Here is a 16,052-nt window from a genome sequence, read left to right as displayed (position 1 = left end):
TCCCGCCATCCACCGGGCAACCGGACACTTTCTCGAGGAGATCAACATGCAAGTGCAAGTCGAAGGTATGAGCTGCGGCCATTGCGTCAAGACCGTCACCCGCGCGATCACCGAGCGCGACGCGAACGCCAAGGTCAACGTCGATCTCGGCGCAGGCCGCGTCGACGTCGAAAGCCGCCTCTCGCCTGCCGAAGTCACCGCGGCCATCACCGACGCCGGCTACACGGTCAAAGGCACCAACGCCTGAGGTCCGCCCGCCGCGCCGGCATCGGCGGGCGTTCCCCGAAAAAGCGTCGCCATGCCCCGCGCGGTATTGCGACGTTTTCGTCGTCGGCGCATCAATCCCGTACACCGCGCGCAGTCTCTGCTGCAGACTGGCCGCCGCTTGTGCTACGCTCTACGTCGCCGAATACGCAAGGCCGCCGCACGATGCGATACCCGACACCGTGTGGCCATGCGTGCGGCAATACACGTCTTCAGGGCGGGGTGAAAGTCCCCACCGGCGGTATGCGACGCGGCACAGTTCACGCTGTGTGCGTCACGAGCCCGCGAGCGCCTGTCACCGTCCCGTTGCGGACACCGGCAGGGTCAGCAGATCTGGTGAAATGCCAGAGCCGACGGTCACAGTCCGGATGAGAGAAGATGCGTCGATACCCGCGAGCCATGGGACGCCGTTCCGTGGTCACGTCCGTTCGCATGCCCTGAAACGTTTTTCGCCCGTTTGACTTACGCGAGGAGCGTTTCATGTCCGTCAATTCAGCCAACCAAGCCGCTCCGGCATCCGCCGATCCCCTGCGCGCCTATCCGGCGTTCACCCACCTGCCGCCGGTCGAGGTGCGTCTGGCCGCGTCGCTCGAAGCCATGCGCGAAGGCCGTCCGGTCATTCTCATGGACGACCTCGACCGCGAGAACGAAGCCGATCTGATCGTCGCGGCCGAGAAAATCACGCCGGCCACGATGGCCATGCTCATCCGCGAATGCAGCGGCATCGTCTGCCTGTGCCTGCCCGACGAGACGCTGCGCCGTCTCGAGCTGCCGCCGATGGTCGAACAGAACCAGAGCCGCCATGGCACCGCGTTCACGGTGACGATCGAGGCGCGCCAGGGCGTGAGCACCGGCGTCTGCGCGGCCGATCGCGTCACGACGATCCGCGCGGCCATTGCCGACGACGCCAAGCCGTCCGATCTCTCCCGCCCCGGCCACGTCTTCCCGCTGCGCGCGCAGCCCGGCGGCGTGCTCACCCGGCGCGGCCACACCGAAGGCTCGGTCGATCTGGCGATTCTCGCCGGCCTCAAGCCGGCCGCCGTGCTGTGCGAGCTGATGAATCCCGACGGAACCATGACGCGCGGCGCCGACATCGAGCGCTTCGCCGAGTTGCACGGCCTGCCAATTCTCACCATCGACGAGTTGGCGACGTACCGCCGTCAGCAGGCGCAAGGTCGCGCTCAGGCCGCCTGAACCGCCAGCGGCGACAGGCCCACAGCGCCGTGGTCTCGGCGCCGGGCGAGGCCGAGGGCGCCTGGCAGTGCCGGACGGTGAGGTGCCGGGCTGCCATGCACGCCCCCTAAGCCATCGCCCATCGCCCATCGCCCATGGCCCATGGCCGGCCCGCGCGTCCGACGCTTCCCTCTAACGCCGCTCACCCCGTCGCGCGCCGTAACTTCTATAATTGTCGGACATTCCTAGCATCATAAAAGTTACGAGGAAGACGCCATGACGCAAAGTGCCCCTCAAAGCCGACCGGACGCCGCCGCCGTCCTTGCCCGATGGGAAGCCGACGAAGCCGCCGTGCGGGCACGGCTGGCCCGCGGCGGACCCGCCCGCTTCGGCGTGGCCGCCCCCTCGGACGTCGCGGGCTTGTCCGGCAACGAGATTTTCCAGGCGATGTTCGACGGCAAGCTGCCGATGCCGCCGATCAGCGAGACGCTCGGCTTCATCGCCATCGAGATCGCCGACGGACGCGCCGTCTTCCAGGGCCGCCCCGCCCTGCCCTACTACAACCCCCTCGGCACCATTCACGGCGGCTGGTTCGCCACGCTGCTCGATTCCGCGCTCGCGTGCGCGATCCACTCGACGCTGCCCGCCGGACGCAGCTACACCACGCTCGAGCTCAAGACGAACATGGTGCGCGCGCTCACCCGCGACGTGCCCTGCGTGCGTGCCGAAGGCAAGGTGATCCAGACGGGACGCCAGATCGGCATCTCGGAAGGCCGCATCGTCGGACCGGACGGCACGCTCTACGCGCACGCCACGACCACATGCCTGATCTTCGATTTCCCGCCGCGCAAGGCGTGAGATCGTCCAGCGCCCCGACAATCGTCCTCGCCACAAAAAAGCCCGCGGGTATCGCTACCGCGGGCTTTTTCATGGCTTCCCGATTCCGCTCCATTCCGCTCCTTCCCCCCTCTTTCCACCCGCCCCTTCCGGCCCCTTCCAGTCCCTTTCCTCCGGCGCCTCGCAAGGTCTTCGCGTCGCCCGCCATCGCAGCGCCGGCGCCTCCGGTCTCGACTCAGTGCGGCGATCCCCCGCCATGGTCGCCGTCGGGCTGATGCTCGAGCGTCTCCTTCAGCGCGATCTGGAGCTTCGCGTGCATGCGCACGAACCAGCTGCGCATGGCGATCGCAAGTATCACCGTGCCGGCCACGATCAGCGCGACCATCTCGGTGGACGGAAGAATGCTTGCCGAGAGCGCCGCCACGAGCAGAATCACGCCGACCATCGCCGCGATCGGCAGAATCTCCGCCACCACGCGCCGCACCTGGAACGTGTAGCGGCCGGTGAGGCTCGGCGGCACCGAGAGTTCCACGAGCAGCAGCGAGAGCGACTTGACCTTGCGGTACACGGCAATCAGGAACGGCAGCGAGACCACCAGCGCACCGCCCCAGACGAGGGCGCTCTGCAGGCTCGGATCGCTCACCCACGGCGACATCAGGTCCGCGAGCCGGCCGTAGAAGAACGCGCCGCCGAGGAAGATCGTCACCACGAGCGCGAGGTTGATCGCCACGCTCACGACGATCCGCCGAATGATGGTCACCAGCGCTGCGCTGTCGCCCGTCAGTTGAATGCTCTGCAGCCATTGCGTGTACTGGCCCAGGACATATGACAGACGCCCGGGCATGGCGCGCCCGAGCCAGCGCGTGAATGGATCGGCGCTCTTGATCAGATAAGGCGTGAGCAGCGTGGTGATGACCGACACCGCCACGGCGATCGGATACAGGAAGTCGCTTGTCACCTTGAGCGAGAGTCCCAGCGAGGCGATGATGAACGAGAACTCGCCGATCTGCGACAGCCCCATACCCACACGCATCGACGTGCTGCCGTCCTGCCCCGACAGGTACGCGCCCAGACCGCACGAGACGATCTTGCCGATCACCACGGCCACCGTGATCACCAGGATCGGCCAGACATAGGTGGCGAGCACGTGCGGGTCGAGCAACAGGCCGATGGTGACGAAGAACACGGCGCTGAACATGTCGCGCAGCGGCGCCACGAGCCGTTCGATGGTGTGCAGCTCCCTCGCCTCGGCCATGATCGCGCCGATCAGGAACGCGCCGAGCGCCACGCTGTAGCCCATCTGAATCACGAGCAGACAGAAGCCGAAGCACAGGCCGAGCACGACGACCAGCAGCATTTCATCGCTCTTGAACTTCGCCACGTAGGCGAGAATGCGCGGCACGAGCAGAATGCCCACGACGAGCGACACCACCATGAACAGCAGCAGCTTGCCCAGCGTGAAGGTGGCTTCGCCCGCGTCGACCGAACCGCTGATGGCAATGCCCGAGAGCAGCGCGATCATGCCGATGGCGAGCACGTCCTCCACGATCAGCACGCCAAAGATGAGCTGCGCGAAACGCTCGCGCTTCATGCCCAGTTCGTCGAGCGCTTTCACGATGATCGTGGTCGACGAGACGGCGAGCATGGCGCCGAGGAAGATCGAATCCATCGACTTCCAGCCGAAGAAGCGTCCGATCTCGTAGCCGATCCACAGCATCAGCACGATTTCGGTGATCGCCGCGACGAATGCCGTCACGCCCACGCGCGCGAGCTTGCGCAGACTGAATTCCAGCCCCAGCGAGAACATCAGGAACACGACACCGAGCTCCGCCAGGATGCCGATCGTCTTCTCGTCGTGTATCAGCGCGAACGGCGGCGTGTAGGGGCCGATGATCACGCCCGCCACGATGTAGCCGAGCACCACCGGCTGCCGGAACCGGTTGAAGATGACGGTCACGATGCCCGCCAGCAGCATGATGACGGCCAGGTCCTGAATGAAGTCGATGGCGTGATGCATCCGATACGTTCTCCCCGCGGCGCGCTGCGCCGATATGACTGTTTTTGACGCCACGCCGATGTCGCGCCGCAGGCCCTGGCGGGCTGCAGCGAAAACACAAGGCGCGATGCTCGATGAAGGTGGGAAGCCGGCCGTGTGCTGCCGGCTTGATAGACGTTGCGCCGGGTCGCTCCCATATCGGCGGCCGGGTCTGCCCCGGCCCGTCCGAGCGGGCTGGCCGCTTCGCGGCCTCGCGGCGTGCCTGCTGCGAGTGCGGAGCCGCCGACCTGCGCCGGATCAATATACGCGATGGGCGAACACGCGCGCAACCCAAGATTGACGGGGCTTTTCATAAAAAATTCCCGCTATCTGCGTTGGCGTCGAAATTTTTTCCCTTGCATTTCAGTCGACGATTATGTGAAATATCACACAAATATCAATCGAATTTCACAATGACGGCAAGCTCGCTGGCTGCCGTCGCCTCCGGAGCGTCGGCGCATGACTTCCCGCCTTGTCTTTTCGGTGCCCGGTGAGGGCGCCACGACTTCCCTCACTTCCATGACGTCCGCCTCCCGCGTCGCGCCCGAAGACCCTCTTGCCCCTCTTGCCCAGATCAATGTGCCGGTCGACACCTTGATCATCGCCGGCTGGGCCGGGCGCGATCGCGACGCCGTGGAGCACCACATCGCCGAGCTGGCCGCGCTCGGCGTGCGCCGTCCGTCGAGCACGCCGTGCTTCTATCGGCTCGCGCCGGCGCTGCTCTCGCAGGACGACGCCATCGACGTCGTCGGCGAAACGAGCACCGGGGAGGCCGAATGCGTGCTCGTGCGCTGCGGCGACGAATGGTTCGTGAGCGTCGGCTCCGATCACACCGACCGCGAAGTCGAGGCGTATGGCGTGACCGTCTCGAAGCAGGTGTGCGCAAAGCCGGTGGCCCGCCAGGCGTGGCGCTTCGGCGAGGTTGCCGGCCACTGGGACCGGCTGGTGCTGCGCTCATGGGTGAGCGCCAACGGCGAACGCCGCCTGTACCAGGAAGGCACCGTAGCCGGGTTGCTCTCGCCGCACGAGCTAATGACCCGGCTTGGCCCGCACGGCCTGCCCTCGGGCGCGGTCATGTTCTGTGGCACACTCGCTGCCATTGGCGGCGTGGCCGGCGGCGACGTGTTCGAGATCGAATTGCACGACCCGGTCCTCGGCCGCACGATCCGGCATCGTTACGCCACCCGCGCGCTGGCGATCGCCGACTGATTCCGCCCGACCCGATGCCCAACGATACATCCCTCGAATCGCCTGCCCTGTCTGCTGCCGCCCCCGCCGCGCCCGCCGCTCCCGATGCCCGCGCGCCTTGCGCCCCGCCGGCCGACGGCCGCAGTCTGGCCGAACGGGCATACGAGGCGATCAAGCACGACATCATCACGCTGCGCCTGCGTCCGGGCGAGACGCTCAACGAAGCGCAGCTCATGCACTCGACGGGGCTCGGACGCACACCGGTCCATCAGGCGATGCACCGGCTCGCGCTCGAGGGATTGCTGGTCATCCTGCCGCGCAAGGGCGCGATGGTCGCGCCCGTCTCCCTGAACGACGCCCTCGAGATCATCGACGTGCGCATGATCAACGAGACGTATTGCGTCGAGCTGGCCGCGCGCGCGGCGACGCCCGAGGACCTCGCGGCCATCGCCGCCGTGCTGGCACGCTCGCGCCACGCCATCGCGGCGCGCGACGTGGCCGCCATGATGGGCATCGATCGCGACTTCCATCTCGCCATCTCGCGCGCCTCGCGCAACCAGACGCTCGCCGAACTGCTGCGCGGCCTGCACGAGCGCTCGCTGCGCTTCTGGTTTCTGGCGCTGTCCACGCCGAGCCATCTGGAAGACGTCTACGAAGAGCACCTCGAACTGTACGAAGCGCTCGCCGCGCACGACGCCGGGCGCGCACGCCGGGCGATTACCCGACACATCGAAGAATTCCGCACCCATATCCTGAAAGCGATCTGACCATGAGCCCCGACGCCATCGATCTGCAACGCCCCCTGTCCGAACTCGCCGCCGCGCTCGACGCCGCACGTACCACGAGCCGCGCGCTCACCGAGCAGGCGCTCGCGCGCATTGCCGACCCGGCCGGCCAGGGAGCGGTCGTCTTCACGCACGTCGACGCGCAAGCCGCGCGCGAGGCTGCCGACGGCCTCGACGCACTGCGCCGCGCCGGCGTGCGGCTCTCGCCGCTCATGGGCATTCCGGTGTCGGTGAAGGATCTGTTCGACGTTGCGGGGCAAGTCACGCGCGCCGGCTCGAAAGTGCTGAGCAACGCCCCGGCCGCCACGCGCGATGCCCTCGCAGTGGCGCGTCTGCGTCAAGCCGGTGCGGTCGTCGTCGGGCGAACGAACATGACGGAATTCGCGTTCTCGGGGCTCGGCCTGAACCCGCACTACGGCACGCCTCGCTCGCCGTGGCAGCGCGAGGTCGGCCATATCGCGGGGGGCTCGTCCTCGGGGGCGGCCGCATCGGTGGCCGACGGCATGGCCGCTGTGGCCCTGGGCACCGACACGGGCGGCTCGATCCGCATTCCGTCGGCTTTCTGCGGGCTGACCGGCTTCAAGCCGACCGCAGCGCGCACGCCGCGCGAGGGCGCGCTGCCGCTTTCGACGTCGCTCGATTCGGTCGGCCCCATCGGCCGCTCCGTCGATTGCTGCGCCCGCATCGACGCCATTCTTTCGGGCAATGCGGTCGATGAAGCGCCGCTTGCGCCGCGCAACGCGCGCGGCATGCGCTTCGGTGTTCTGACCAACTACGTGCTCGACGGCGCGCAACCGGCGGCCATCGCCATTTACGAACGTGCGCTCGCCGCGCTCACGAAGGCCGGCGCCACGCTGGTCGAATTCACGTTCAGGCCGTTCGACGACTTGCCCGCGATCAACCGTTTCGGCTTCTCGCCCATCGAGGCTTATGCGTGGCATCGCGAGCGGCTCGCGCAATGCGCCCATGAATACGATCCGCGCGTGCTCGTGCGCATCCGCAAGGGCGAGCCGGCGAGCGCGGCGGACTACCTCGATCTGATCAAAGCGCGGGCCGCGCTCATCGCCGCGGCCACGCCGGTATGGCAGCGCTTCGACGCCGTGCTGTGCCCGACCGTGCCGCTCACGCCACCGGCCATCGCGCCGCTCGAGGCGAGCGACGAGACGTTTACCGCGACGAACGCGCTGGTGCTGCGCAATCCCACGGCAATCAACATGATCGACGGCTGTGCGTTCTCGCTGCCGTGCCAGGCGGCGGGTGAAGCACCGATCGGTCTGATGCTGAGCGGCGCGGCCGGCGACGACGCCCGCCTGTTCCCGGTCGCGCGTGCGGTCGAGCACACGCTGCGCGCCGCCGGACTCGGGAGCTGAGCGCGGCTCGCGTCGCGCGTCCCCGCAAACGTATGTTTTTCGGGCGAAAAGTTCCGCAATTTTTCATCTCACGCACGAATCGGGCTGGGGTTACAATCCCAGCCCAAGTGCCTGCCACCCGGCGTCATGCGGGGATTCGCGGGATCTGTGATGGCTCACCGCCCGAAGTGACATGAACGCTCAACTCGACCCGGCCCTGCGCCGCGAACGCAAGCTGTATTTCCTGATGACCGTCGTCAGCCTCGCTTTGCTGGGCGGTGCGCTGTATTTTCAGTACGTGCGCCACGAGGACCCGTGTCCGCTGTGCATTCTGGCGCGCTACGCGCTGGTGCTGGTCGCCGTCTTTGGTCTGCTGGGCGCCGTGGCGCGCAGTTGGACGGGCATTCAGGTCGCGCGCCTGCTCGCGGCGCTCGCGGCGATCGGCGGCATGGCGGCGTCGGCGTACCTGATCTATATGCAGGCCAATCCGCTGGTCAGTTGCGGCTACGACGTGGTCGAAGCGTTCGTCGACGCACTGCCCACCTCGCGCTGGCTGCCGCAGGTCTTTCAGGTGCAGGGCATGTGTCAGACGCAATACCCGCCGATCTTCGGCCTGACGCTGCCGATGTGGTCGCTCGCCGCGTTTGTGGTGATCTTCCTGTCGTTGGCGCTGCATCGCCCGCGCCGCGCCATTTCGCTGCGCTAGACAGCGTCAGCCGATTCCCGCGGCCCCATCTCCTGCGGCCCTATCTTCCGCGCCCCATCTACCGCGCCCCATCTACCGCACCCCATCTCCCGCGGCCCTATCTCCCGCGGCCTCCCGTTGGCGGCCGCTTCTCCCCCGGTTTCCGACAGGCCGGCCCGACCGGTGCGGCGGCTCATCGAACGCGTGGAGCGACTCGTCGCACATCGTCGCATTGATTCTCGATCCGCTCACGTGCGCACCAGCGCGGGCGAGTCCGCGCCGCCGCAATGGGAGGCGTCGAGCTCGGTCGCCACTTCGGCGATGCGCCGGCGCAGCCACGTAACTTCAGGTGCGGCGTGCGTGCGCTCGTGCCAGAGCTGATAAAAGCGCATCGGCGGAAACGCGAACGGCGACGGCAGCACGCGAATCGGTAGATAGCGCGCATAGTGCTGCGCAAACTGGCGCCCCGTCGTGAAGACCAGATCCGTGCGCATGAGGACATACGGCACCAGCCCGAAGTACGGCATCGTCATCTGGATATTGCGGCGCAGGCCCTGCTCCGCGAGACACCCGTCGATAAAGCTCTGCCGCTCGGCCACGTATGGCGTGGGCGCCAGATGCGACAGCTCCAGATAGTGCTTGAGCGAGATGCCCTTGTTCGCGAGCGGATGCTGCGCGCCCAGCATGCAGACCACTTCGTCGTCGAACAGACGCGACATGTGCAGTTGCGGCGGCGGCTCGAGCCAGTTGCCGATGACCACGTCCAGCGAGCCGTTTTCGAGCGCGCCGGCGTAATCGAAGCCCGAATTGATCGGCTGCACGTGCAGCCGCGCGGACGGCGCGTCGCGGCGCAGCACTTCGGCGATGTTGGGCAGGAAGACGGCGTCGAGGTAATCGGGCGCCCCGAGGCGGAACGCGCGCGTGGTCGTCTGCGGGGCGAATTCCGTGGTGGGATGGGTGATGCGGTCGATGGCGGCAAGCGCGTCGGTGGCGTAGCCGAGCAGTTCGCGGCCGCGCTCGGTGGCGACCATGCCGCTCTTGCCGCGCACCAGAATGGCGTCGCCGGTGATCTCGCGCAGGCGGCGCAGCGAATTGCTGATGGCCGGCTGCGACTGGCCCAGCTTGAGCGCCGCACGCGAGACGCTCTGTTCTGTGAGCAGCGTATGCAGCACCCGCAGCAGGTAGGCGTCGATCTGTTCGCGGGGTCTTTGCATGGGTGGGGAGCGCTCTGGCGGCTGGGGTTGAGCCATAGTTTATGACAATGGCACGTCATCGGGGCGATCGAATAGGCATCATCATGGCCGAGAAATATTTCCCCTCGCCGCCGGTGCTATCTTCGGCGCATCCCCCAGGCCGGTGCCGTGCCCACGCGGCGCCCCGCGAGTCGGCGAACGCCGACGGGCGTTTTCGGACACTTCCGGCATTCCGGACGCCACGGACACCCAGGGCAGCATTCCAACGACGTATTCATCACTGCACTACACTGAGAACCATGGAGACACAAGCCATCCGCTTCTACTACCGCGGCAAGGTGCATGAGGTCACGGGCGAGGCCACGACCCGCACCGTGCTTCAGTACACGCGCGAGGACCTGCACTGCACCGGCACCAAGGAAGGGTGCGCCGAAGGCGACTGCGGCGCCTGCACGGTCGTGATCGGCGAGCTGACCGGCAATGGCAACGTGGATCTGCGCGCGGTCAATGCGTGCATCCAGTTCCTGCCCACGCTCGACGGCAAGGCATTGTTTACCGTGGAAGACCTGCGCGCGCCCGGCGGCGAACTGCACCCGGTGCAGCAGGCGCTGGTGGACTGCCACGCGTCCCAGTGCGGCTTCTGCACGCCGGGGTTCGTGATGTCCCTGTGGGCGATGTACGTGAACCGTCCCGCGGACGCGGGCTGCCCGAGCCGGCGCGAGATCGACGACGTGCTCTCCGGCAACCTGTGCCGCTGCACGGGCTACCGTCCGATCATCGACGCCGCGCAGAAGATGTTCGACCTGCCGCGCCAGGACTTCGACCGCGCCGCGCTGGCCAGACAACTTCAGGCGCTGCAACGCGGCGACACCCTCGCCTACGAGCACGACGGCCACGTCTTTCACGCGCCGCGCACACTGGCGGCGCTCGGCCGGCTGCGCGCATCCCACCCGCAGGCGCGCATTCTCGCGGGCAGCACGGACGTGGGCCTGTGGGTCACCAAGCAATTCCGCGAGCTCAGGCATCTGATCTACATCGGCCAGGTCGCGGAACTGCGCGAGATTTCGGAAGGCCCGGACGGGGTCTACATCGGCGCGGGGGCCCTGCTCAACGACGCCTTCGACGCGCTCGTCAAACACTATCCGGAGCTGGCCGAACTGCGTCAGCGCTTCGCGTCGTTCCCGATCCGCAACGCGGGCACGTTGGGCGGCAACGTGGCCAACGGCTCGCCCATCGGCGACTCGATGCCCGCGCTCATCGCGCTCGGCACGCGCATCGTGCTGCATCGCGAAGGCGTGGTGCGTGAAATGCCGCTCGAGGACTTTTATCTGGCCTATCAGAAAAACGCGCTCGAAGCCGGCGAATTCGTGCAGGGCATTCGCGTGCCCTTCCCCACGCGCGCCCAGCGCTTCCGGACTTACAAGCTGGCCAAGCGCTTCGATCAGGACATCTCGGCCGTGTGCGCCGCGTTCGCCGTCGAGCTCGACGGCCAGACCGTGCGCTCGGCGCGCGTGGCCTTCGGCGGCATGGCGGCCACGCCCAAGCGCGGCGGCGCCATCGAGGCCGCGCTGACCGGCCGGCCCTGGACGGAGGCGACGGTGCGCTCGGCAATGGCCGCCGTGCCTGCGGACTACCAGCCGCTCTCCGACATGCGGGCGACGAGCGCCTATCGTCTCGCCGGCGCGCAGAATCTGCTGTATCGTTTTTTCCTGGAAACGCGTACCGAGGCGCCGCTTGCGGCGCACGAGGTGAACGCGTTCGCCAACGTCTGACCGGAGTCGCCCATGAATACCCAGGTTGAAGGCTTCATGACGCAGGCCGGTACCGCCGCGACGGCCAGCGCCCAGGTGGGCCGCTCGCGTCCGCACGAGTCGGCGGTGCTGCACGTGGCCGGTGAAGCCACGTACACGGACGACATCCCCGAACTGCAGGGCACTCTGCACTGCGCGCTCGGCGCGTCGCCCCGGGCGCACGCCCGCGTGCTCTCGCTCGATCTCGAGGCCGTGCGCCGCGCGCCGGGCGTGCTCGCCGTGCTGACCGCCGCGGACATTCCGGGCGTCAACGACTGCGGGCCGTCGGTCCACGACGATCCCATCCTCGCCGACGGCGTGGTGCAATACATCGGCCAGCCGATGTTCGCCGTGGTCGCCGAATCGCACGACGCCGCACGCCGTGCCGCGCGCCTGGCCAAGGGCGAGTACGAAGACCTGCCGGCGATCCTCACGCCGCAGGCCGCCAAGGCCGCGGGCGCGGGCGTGCTGCCGCCGCTGCATCTGCGCCGCGGCGATCCCGACGCCGCCCTGCAGGCCTCGCCGCATCGTCTGAGCGGCACGTTCGAGTGCAACGGGCAGGAGCAGTTCTATCTCGAAGGCCAGATCTCCTATGCGATTCCCAAGGAGAACGACGGCGTGCATGTGTATTGTTCGACGCAGCATCCGACCGAGATGCAGGCCCTCGTCTCGCACGCGCTGGGCTGGCACAGCCATCAGGTGCAGGTCGAATGCCGGCGCATGGGCGGCGGCTTCGGCGGCAAGGAATCGCAGTCGGGCCTGTTTGCGTGTGTTGCCGCGCTGTGCGCCACGCGACTCAAGCGTCCGGTGAAGCTGCGTCTCGATCGCGACGACGACTTCATGATGACCGGCAAGCGCCACGGCTTTTACTTCGAATACGACGTGGGCTTCGACGACGAAGGCCGCATCACGGGCGCGAAAGTCGACATGACCCTGCGCGCCGGCTTCTCGGCCGACCTGTCGGGCCCGGTTGCCACGCGCGCGATCTGCCACTTCGACAACGCCTACTTCGTGCCCGACGCCGATCTGCGCGCGCTGTGCGGCAAGACGAACACGCAGTCGAACACGGCGTTTCGCGGCTTCGGCGGCCCGCAAGGCGCGCTCATCATGGAAGTGCTGCAGGACGCCATCGCCCGCCGGCTCGGCAAGGATCCGCTCGACGTGCGCCGCGTGAACTTCTACGGCAAGACCGAGCGCAACGTCACGCCTTACGGGCAGGTCGTCAAGGACAACGTGATCCACGAACTCGTGGCCCAGCTCGAGCAGACGAGCGACTATCGCGCCCGCCGCGAAGCCGTGCGCGCGTTCAACCGCACGAGCCCCGTGCTGCGCAAGGGTCTCGCGCTCACGCCGCTCAAGTTTGGCATCTCGTTCAACGTGCAGGCGTTCAACCAGGCCGGCGCGCTGGTGCACGTCTATCGCGACGGCTCGATGCTCGTCAACCACGGCGGCACCGAAATGGGCCAGGGTCTGAACACCAAGGTCGCGCAGGTGGTCGCGCACGAGCTCGGCGTGGATCTCTCGCACGTGCGCGTGACGGCGACCGACACGAGCAAGGTGGCGAACACGTCGGCCACGGCCGCGTCGACCGGCGCCGACCTGAACGGCAAGGCCGCGCAGAATGCCGCCTGGCAGATCCGCCAGCGACTGGCCGCATTCGCCGCGCAGAAGTACGGCGGCTCGGCACAGGACGTGCGTTTCGCCAATGACGTCGTCAGCGTGAACGGCCACGACATTCCCTTCCCCGAACTGGTCGAGGCCGCTTACTGGGCGCGCGTGCAACTGTGGTCCGACGGCTTCTACGCCACGCCGGGCCTGTCGTGGGACGCCGCCACGATGACCGGCAACCCGTTCTTCTACTTCGCTTATGGGGCGGCCGTCTCCGAGGTCATTCTGGACACGCTCACGGGCGAGTGGCGTCTGCTGCGCGCCGACGTGCTGCACGACGCGGGCAAGTCGATCAACCCGGCGCTCGACATCGGGCAGGTCGAAGGCGCGTTCATCCAGGGCATGGGCTGGCTGACGACCGAAGAACTGTGGTGGAACCAGGAAGGCAAGCTCATGACGCACGCCCCTTCCACGTACAAGATCCCCGCCATCAGCGACTGCCCGACGGACTTTCGCGTGGCGCTGTTCGAGAATGCCAACGTGTCGGACTCGATCCATCGCTCCAAGGCCGTGGGCGAGCCGCCGCTGCTGCTGCCGTTCTCGGTGTACAACGCGCTGCGCGATGCGGTGGCGAGCGTGAACGACTATCGCGACGAGCCGGTGCTCAATGCCCCGGCCACGTCCGAAGCGCTGCTCATGGCGATCACCGAGCTGCGCGCGCGGAGCGCCGCCTGATGCACGGCTGGGTCGAAGCCGCCCACAAGCTGCTCGCGCGCGGCGAAGCCGCGGTGCTGGTCACGATCGCCCGCGTCGAAGGCTCGGCGCCGCGCGAAGCGGGCACGCATCTGCTCGTGACACGCGAGCACGTGTGGGAAACCATCGGCGGCGGCCACCTCGAATGGCGCGCGATGGACGTTGCGCGTCAACTGCTGCGTCAGTACGGGCAGCAGGGCGCGCGCCACGTGGAGCGCTTCGCGCTCGGCCCGAGCCTGGGACAGTGCTGCGGCGGCGCCGTGACGCTGGCCTTCGAAGTGCTCACGCTCGCCGATCTCGCCTGGGTGAGCGCGTTGCACAAGCGTCTTGCCGCGGGACAGGCGAGCCTGCGCAGCGTGGCGTTCGGCGCGCCCGGCGCCGATGCGGCCGCGAGCGCGCAGCAAGGCGGTCCCGTGGTGCTGAGCGAAATCGACGCGTGCGAGCCGCTCTCGCACCCGCACACGCTCACGCGCGATGCGGACGACGCCGCCTGCGCCTTCTGGCAGGCGAGCGACGGCTGGCTGTGGCTGAGCGAGCGCCTCGCGCCCAGCGACTTCCACATCGTGCTGTTCGGCGCGGGGCACGTCGGTCAGGCCATCGTCCAGGTGCTCTCCACGCTGCCCTGCCGGGTGACGTGGGCCGACGAGCGCACCGAGACGTTCCCCGAGACAGTGCCGTCCAATACCGTGATCGAGTCGACCGACACGCCCGAAGCCGTCGTTGCCGAAGCGCCGCCAGGCGCCTACTTCCTCGTGATGACGCACAACCATGCGCTCGATCAGCGGCTGTGCGAGGAAATCTTCAAGCGCGACGATTTCGCCTACTTCGGCCTGATCGGCTCCATGACCAAACGCCGCCAGTTCGAGCACCGTCTACGCGAGCGCGGCGTGCCGCCGGAGCGCTTCGAGCAAATGATCTGCCCGATCGGCGTGGCCGGCATCACGGGCAAGGCGCCCGCCACGATCGCCATTGCGGTGGCCGCGCAGTTGCTGCGCGTTCGCGAGCAGCAGATGCGGCAGAGCGCGCCGGCCGCCGCTGCCGCGATCGGCGCACCCGCGCATGACCCGCGCATAACCCGCGCATAACCCGCGCATAACCCGCACATGACCCGCGCATGATCCACGCATGGTCCACGGATCGACACCTGATCGACGCAGGCCGGCAACGGTAAAATCGCCCCCATCCCCCCAGACAACAAGACACCCCCATGCCACTTACGCCAGAACTCGCCAAGACCCTCTGCGCCATGCCCAAGGCGGAGCTGCATCTGCATATCGAGGGCACGCTGGAACCCGAGCTGATCTTCCGGCTCGCCGAGCGCAACGGCGTCAAGCTGCCGTACCCGAGCGTGGAAGCGCTGCGCGACGCCTACGCGTTCACCGATCTGCAATCGTTCCTCGACATCTACTACGCGGGCGCGAGCGTACTGCTCACGGAAGAGGACTTCTACGACATGACGCGCGCCTACATGGCGCGCGCGGCCGCGGACAACATCCGCCATACGGAGATTTTCTTCGATCCGCAGACGCACACGTCGCGCGGCGTGTCGATGGAAACCGTCATGTGCGGCATCGAGCGGGCGCTCGCCGACGCCGAAACCAGGGACGGCATCACGAGCCGCCTGATCCTGTGCTTCCTGCGTCACCTCAGCGAAGACGACGCGCTGCTCACGCTCGAGACCGCGTTGCCCTACTTCAACAGCCACGGGCATCGGCTGGTCGGCGTGGGGCTCGATTCGTCCGAGCAGGGGCATCCGCCGACCAAATTCGCGCGCGTGTTCGAGCGCTGCCGCGCGCTGGGCCTGCGCATCGTCGCGCATGCGGGCGAGGAAGGCCCGCCGGCCTATATTCACGAGGCGCTCGACGTGCTGCGCGTGGAGCGCGTGGATCACGGCGTGCGCGCCATCGAGGACGAGGCGCTGCTCGAGCGCCTCGCCCGCGAGAAGATCGCGCTCACGGTGTGTCCGCTGTCGAACGTGCGGCTCAAGGTGTTCGACCACATGGGACAGCACACGCTGCACCAGTTGCTCAGGCGCGGCTTGGCGGTGACGATCAACTCCGACGACCCGGCCTATTTCGGCGGCTATCTGAACGATAACTTCCTCGCGACCTTCGACGCGCTCGACATGACGCTCGACGACGCGTACACGATGGCCCGGAACAGCTTCGAAGCGTCGTTCATCGACGAGGCCGAGAAGCGGCGCCTGCTCGGCGAACTCGAACGCTTTCGCGCGGCGCAACCGGCCTGACGCAGCGCTTCGCAACGATGAAGACCACACGCCCGGCGCCAGTCGGGCGTTTTTTTGTCGCCACGCAGCGAGGCTGCCGCACGGTGCGCCCTGCCCGACGGCACCGGCTGCCGGCGCGTTCGCCACATTAGTTCGCAATGATGT

The 16,052-nt window shown here is 67.6% G+C and carries 13 protein-coding genes and 1 riboswitch; of the genes, 11 read left to right on the top strand and 2 right to left on the bottom strand.

The genetic code is table 11. The features are described 5' to 3' along the window. Positions 1 to 46 precede the first annotated feature (46 nt). The 3 genes from CDN36_RS13740 (at position 47) to CDN36_RS13730 (ending at position 2,295) form a co-directional block, all read left to right on the top strand. Positions 47 to 247 carry a heavy-metal-associated domain-containing protein gene (locus tag CDN36_RS13740; protein WP_150555201.1) on the top strand — a complete coding sequence of 67 codons (201 nt, stop codon included), beginning with the start codon at positions 47 to 49 and terminating at the stop codon, positions 245 to 247. Between the two features lie 221 nt (positions 248 to 468). Beyond that, positions 469 to 648: riboswitch (FMN riboswitch) on the top strand. Positions 649 to 744: 96 nt separating this feature from the next. Next, positions 745 to 1,458, top strand: a complete 714-nt coding sequence (ribB, locus tag CDN36_RS13735; protein ID WP_150555202.1) for a 3,4-dihydroxy-2-butanone-4-phosphate synthase — start codon at positions 745 to 747, stop codon at positions 1,456 to 1,458. Positions 1,459 to 1,713: 255 nt separating this feature from the next. Next, on the top strand, positions 1,714 to 2,295 hold the full coding sequence (locus CDN36_RS13730) for a PaaI family thioesterase (protein ID WP_150555203.1): 582 nt from the start codon (positions 1,714 to 1,716) through the stop codon (positions 2,293 to 2,295). A 214-nt stretch (positions 2,296 to 2,509) separates the two neighbouring features. Here the strand turns inward: CDN36_RS13730 and CDN36_RS13725 are convergent, their stop codons facing one another. Beyond that, a complete protein-coding gene (locus CDN36_RS13725; RefSeq protein ID WP_150555204.1) occupies positions 2,510 to 4,291 on the bottom strand; it encodes a cation:proton antiporter in 1,782 nt (593 codons plus the stop codon). A 537-nt stretch (positions 4,292 to 4,828) separates the two neighbouring features. Here CDN36_RS13725 and CDN36_RS13720 point away from each other — a divergent pair. From CDN36_RS13720 to CDN36_RS13705, 4 genes are all read left to right on the top strand, one after another. Next, positions 4,829 to 5,518, top strand: coding sequence for a DUF2848 domain-containing protein (locus CDN36_RS13720; protein WP_287496993.1), 690 nt, complete (start codon positions 4,829 to 4,831; stop codon positions 5,516 to 5,518). Positions 5,519 to 5,532: 14 nt separating this feature from the next. Further along, on the top strand, positions 5,533 to 6,264 hold the full coding sequence (locus CDN36_RS13715; protein WP_241014179.1) for a GntR family transcriptional regulator: 732 nt from the start codon (positions 5,533 to 5,535) through the stop codon (positions 6,262 to 6,264). Positions 6,265 to 6,266: 2 nt separating this feature from the next. Beyond that, a complete protein-coding gene (locus CDN36_RS13710; RefSeq protein WP_287496992.1) occupies positions 6,267 to 7,652 on the top strand; it encodes an amidase in 1,386 nt (461 codons plus the stop codon). 172 nt (positions 7,653 to 7,824) lie between these two features. Next, positions 7,825 to 8,337: a disulfide bond formation protein B gene (locus tag CDN36_RS13705; protein ID WP_287496991.1), complete on the top strand. Its 513-nt coding sequence runs from the start codon at positions 7,825 to 7,827 to the stop codon at positions 8,335 to 8,337. A 227-nt stretch (positions 8,338 to 8,564) separates the two neighbouring features. Here the strand turns inward: CDN36_RS13705 and CDN36_RS13700 are convergent, their stop codons facing one another. Continuing rightward, the gene (locus tag CDN36_RS13700) at positions 8,565 to 9,530 is read right to left on the bottom strand and encodes a LysR substrate-binding domain-containing protein (protein WP_287496990.1); all 966 of its coding nucleotides are present in this window, start codon (positions 9,528 to 9,530) and stop codon (positions 8,565 to 8,567) included. Between the two features lie 278 nt (positions 9,531 to 9,808). On the opposite strand from CDN36_RS13700, the gene xdhA reads away from it, so the two are divergent. The 4 genes from xdhA (at position 9,809) to CDN36_RS13680 (ending at position 15,908) form a co-directional block, all read left to right on the top strand. Next, positions 9,809 to 11,281, top strand: coding sequence for a xanthine dehydrogenase small subunit (gene xdhA, locus CDN36_RS13695; RefSeq protein ID WP_150555209.1), 1,473 nt, complete (start codon positions 9,809 to 9,811; stop codon positions 11,279 to 11,281). 12 nt (positions 11,282 to 11,293) lie between these two features. After that, complete coding sequence (xdhB, locus tag CDN36_RS13690; protein ID WP_287496989.1) at positions 11,294 to 13,642, top strand: xanthine dehydrogenase molybdopterin binding subunit; 2,349 nt, start codon at positions 11,294 to 11,296, stop codon at positions 13,640 to 13,642. Then, positions 13,642 to 14,745 carry a xanthine dehydrogenase accessory protein XdhC gene (gene xdhC / locus CDN36_RS13685; RefSeq protein WP_287496988.1) on the top strand — a complete coding sequence of 368 codons (1,104 nt, stop codon included), beginning with the start codon at positions 13,642 to 13,644 and terminating at the stop codon, positions 14,743 to 14,745. Before xdhB ends, xdhC begins: the two co-directional genes overlap by 1 nt. 122 nt (positions 14,746 to 14,867) lie before the next feature. Beyond that, a complete protein-coding gene (locus tag CDN36_RS13680; RefSeq protein WP_150555212.1) occupies positions 14,868 to 15,908 on the top strand; it encodes an adenosine deaminase in 1,041 nt (346 codons plus the stop codon). Positions 15,909 to 16,052 lie beyond the last annotated feature (144 nt).

Source organism: Pandoraea sp. CB10b_02, assembly GCF_002216225.1.
GTDB classification, from domain to species: Bacteria; Pseudomonadota; Gammaproteobacteria; order Burkholderiales; family Burkholderiaceae; genus Pandoraea; species Pandoraea nosoerga.
Note: the sequence above shows the minus strand (reverse complement) of the source record. Positions and strands in the feature narration are given on the sequence as shown.

What these genes read in the sequence shown, in the direction of transcription:
- CDN36_RS13705 (WP_287496991.1), top strand. Translation starts at nt 7,825, where the DNA reads ATGAACGCTCAACTCGACCCGGCCCTGCGCCGCGAACGCAAGCTGTAT.
- xdhB (WP_287496989.1), top strand. Translation starts at nt 11,294, where the DNA reads ATGAATACCCAGGTTGAAGGCTTCATGACGCAGGCCGGTACCGCCGCG.
- xdhC (WP_287496988.1), top strand. Translation starts at nt 13,642, where the DNA reads ATGCACGGCTGGGTCGAAGCCGCCCACAAGCTGCTCGCGCGCGGCGAA.
- CDN36_RS13720 (WP_287496993.1), top strand. Translation starts at nt 4,829, where the DNA reads ATGACGTCCGCCTCCCGCGTCGCGCCCGAAGACCCTCTTGCCCCTCTT.
- CDN36_RS13715 (WP_241014179.1), top strand. Translation starts at nt 5,533, where the DNA reads ATGCCCAACGATACATCCCTCGAATCGCCTGCCCTGTCTGCTGCCGCC.
- CDN36_RS13740 (WP_150555201.1), top strand. Translation starts at nt 47, where the DNA reads ATGCAAGTGCAAGTCGAAGGTATGAGCTGCGGCCATTGCGTCAAGACC.
- xdhA (WP_150555209.1), top strand. Translation starts at nt 9,809, where the DNA reads ATGGAGACACAAGCCATCCGCTTCTACTACCGCGGCAAGGTGCATGAG.
- CDN36_RS13680 (WP_150555212.1), top strand. Translation starts at nt 14,868, where the DNA reads ATGCCACTTACGCCAGAACTCGCCAAGACCCTCTGCGCCATGCCCAAG.
- CDN36_RS13730 (WP_150555203.1), top strand. Translation starts at nt 1,714, where the DNA reads ATGACGCAAAGTGCCCCTCAAAGCCGACCGGACGCCGCCGCCGTCCTT.
- CDN36_RS13700 (WP_287496990.1), bottom strand. Translation starts at nt 9,530, where the DNA reads ATGCAAAGACCCCGCGAACAGATCGACGCCTACCTGCTGCGGGTGCTG.
- ribB (WP_150555202.1), top strand. Translation starts at nt 745, where the DNA reads ATGTCCGTCAATTCAGCCAACCAAGCCGCTCCGGCATCCGCCGATCCC.
- CDN36_RS13725 (WP_150555204.1), bottom strand. Translation starts at nt 4,291, where the DNA reads ATGCATCACGCCATCGACTTCATTCAGGACCTGGCCGTCATCATGCTG.
- CDN36_RS13710 (WP_287496992.1), top strand. Translation starts at nt 6,267, where the DNA reads ATGAGCCCCGACGCCATCGATCTGCAACGCCCCCTGTCCGAACTCGCC.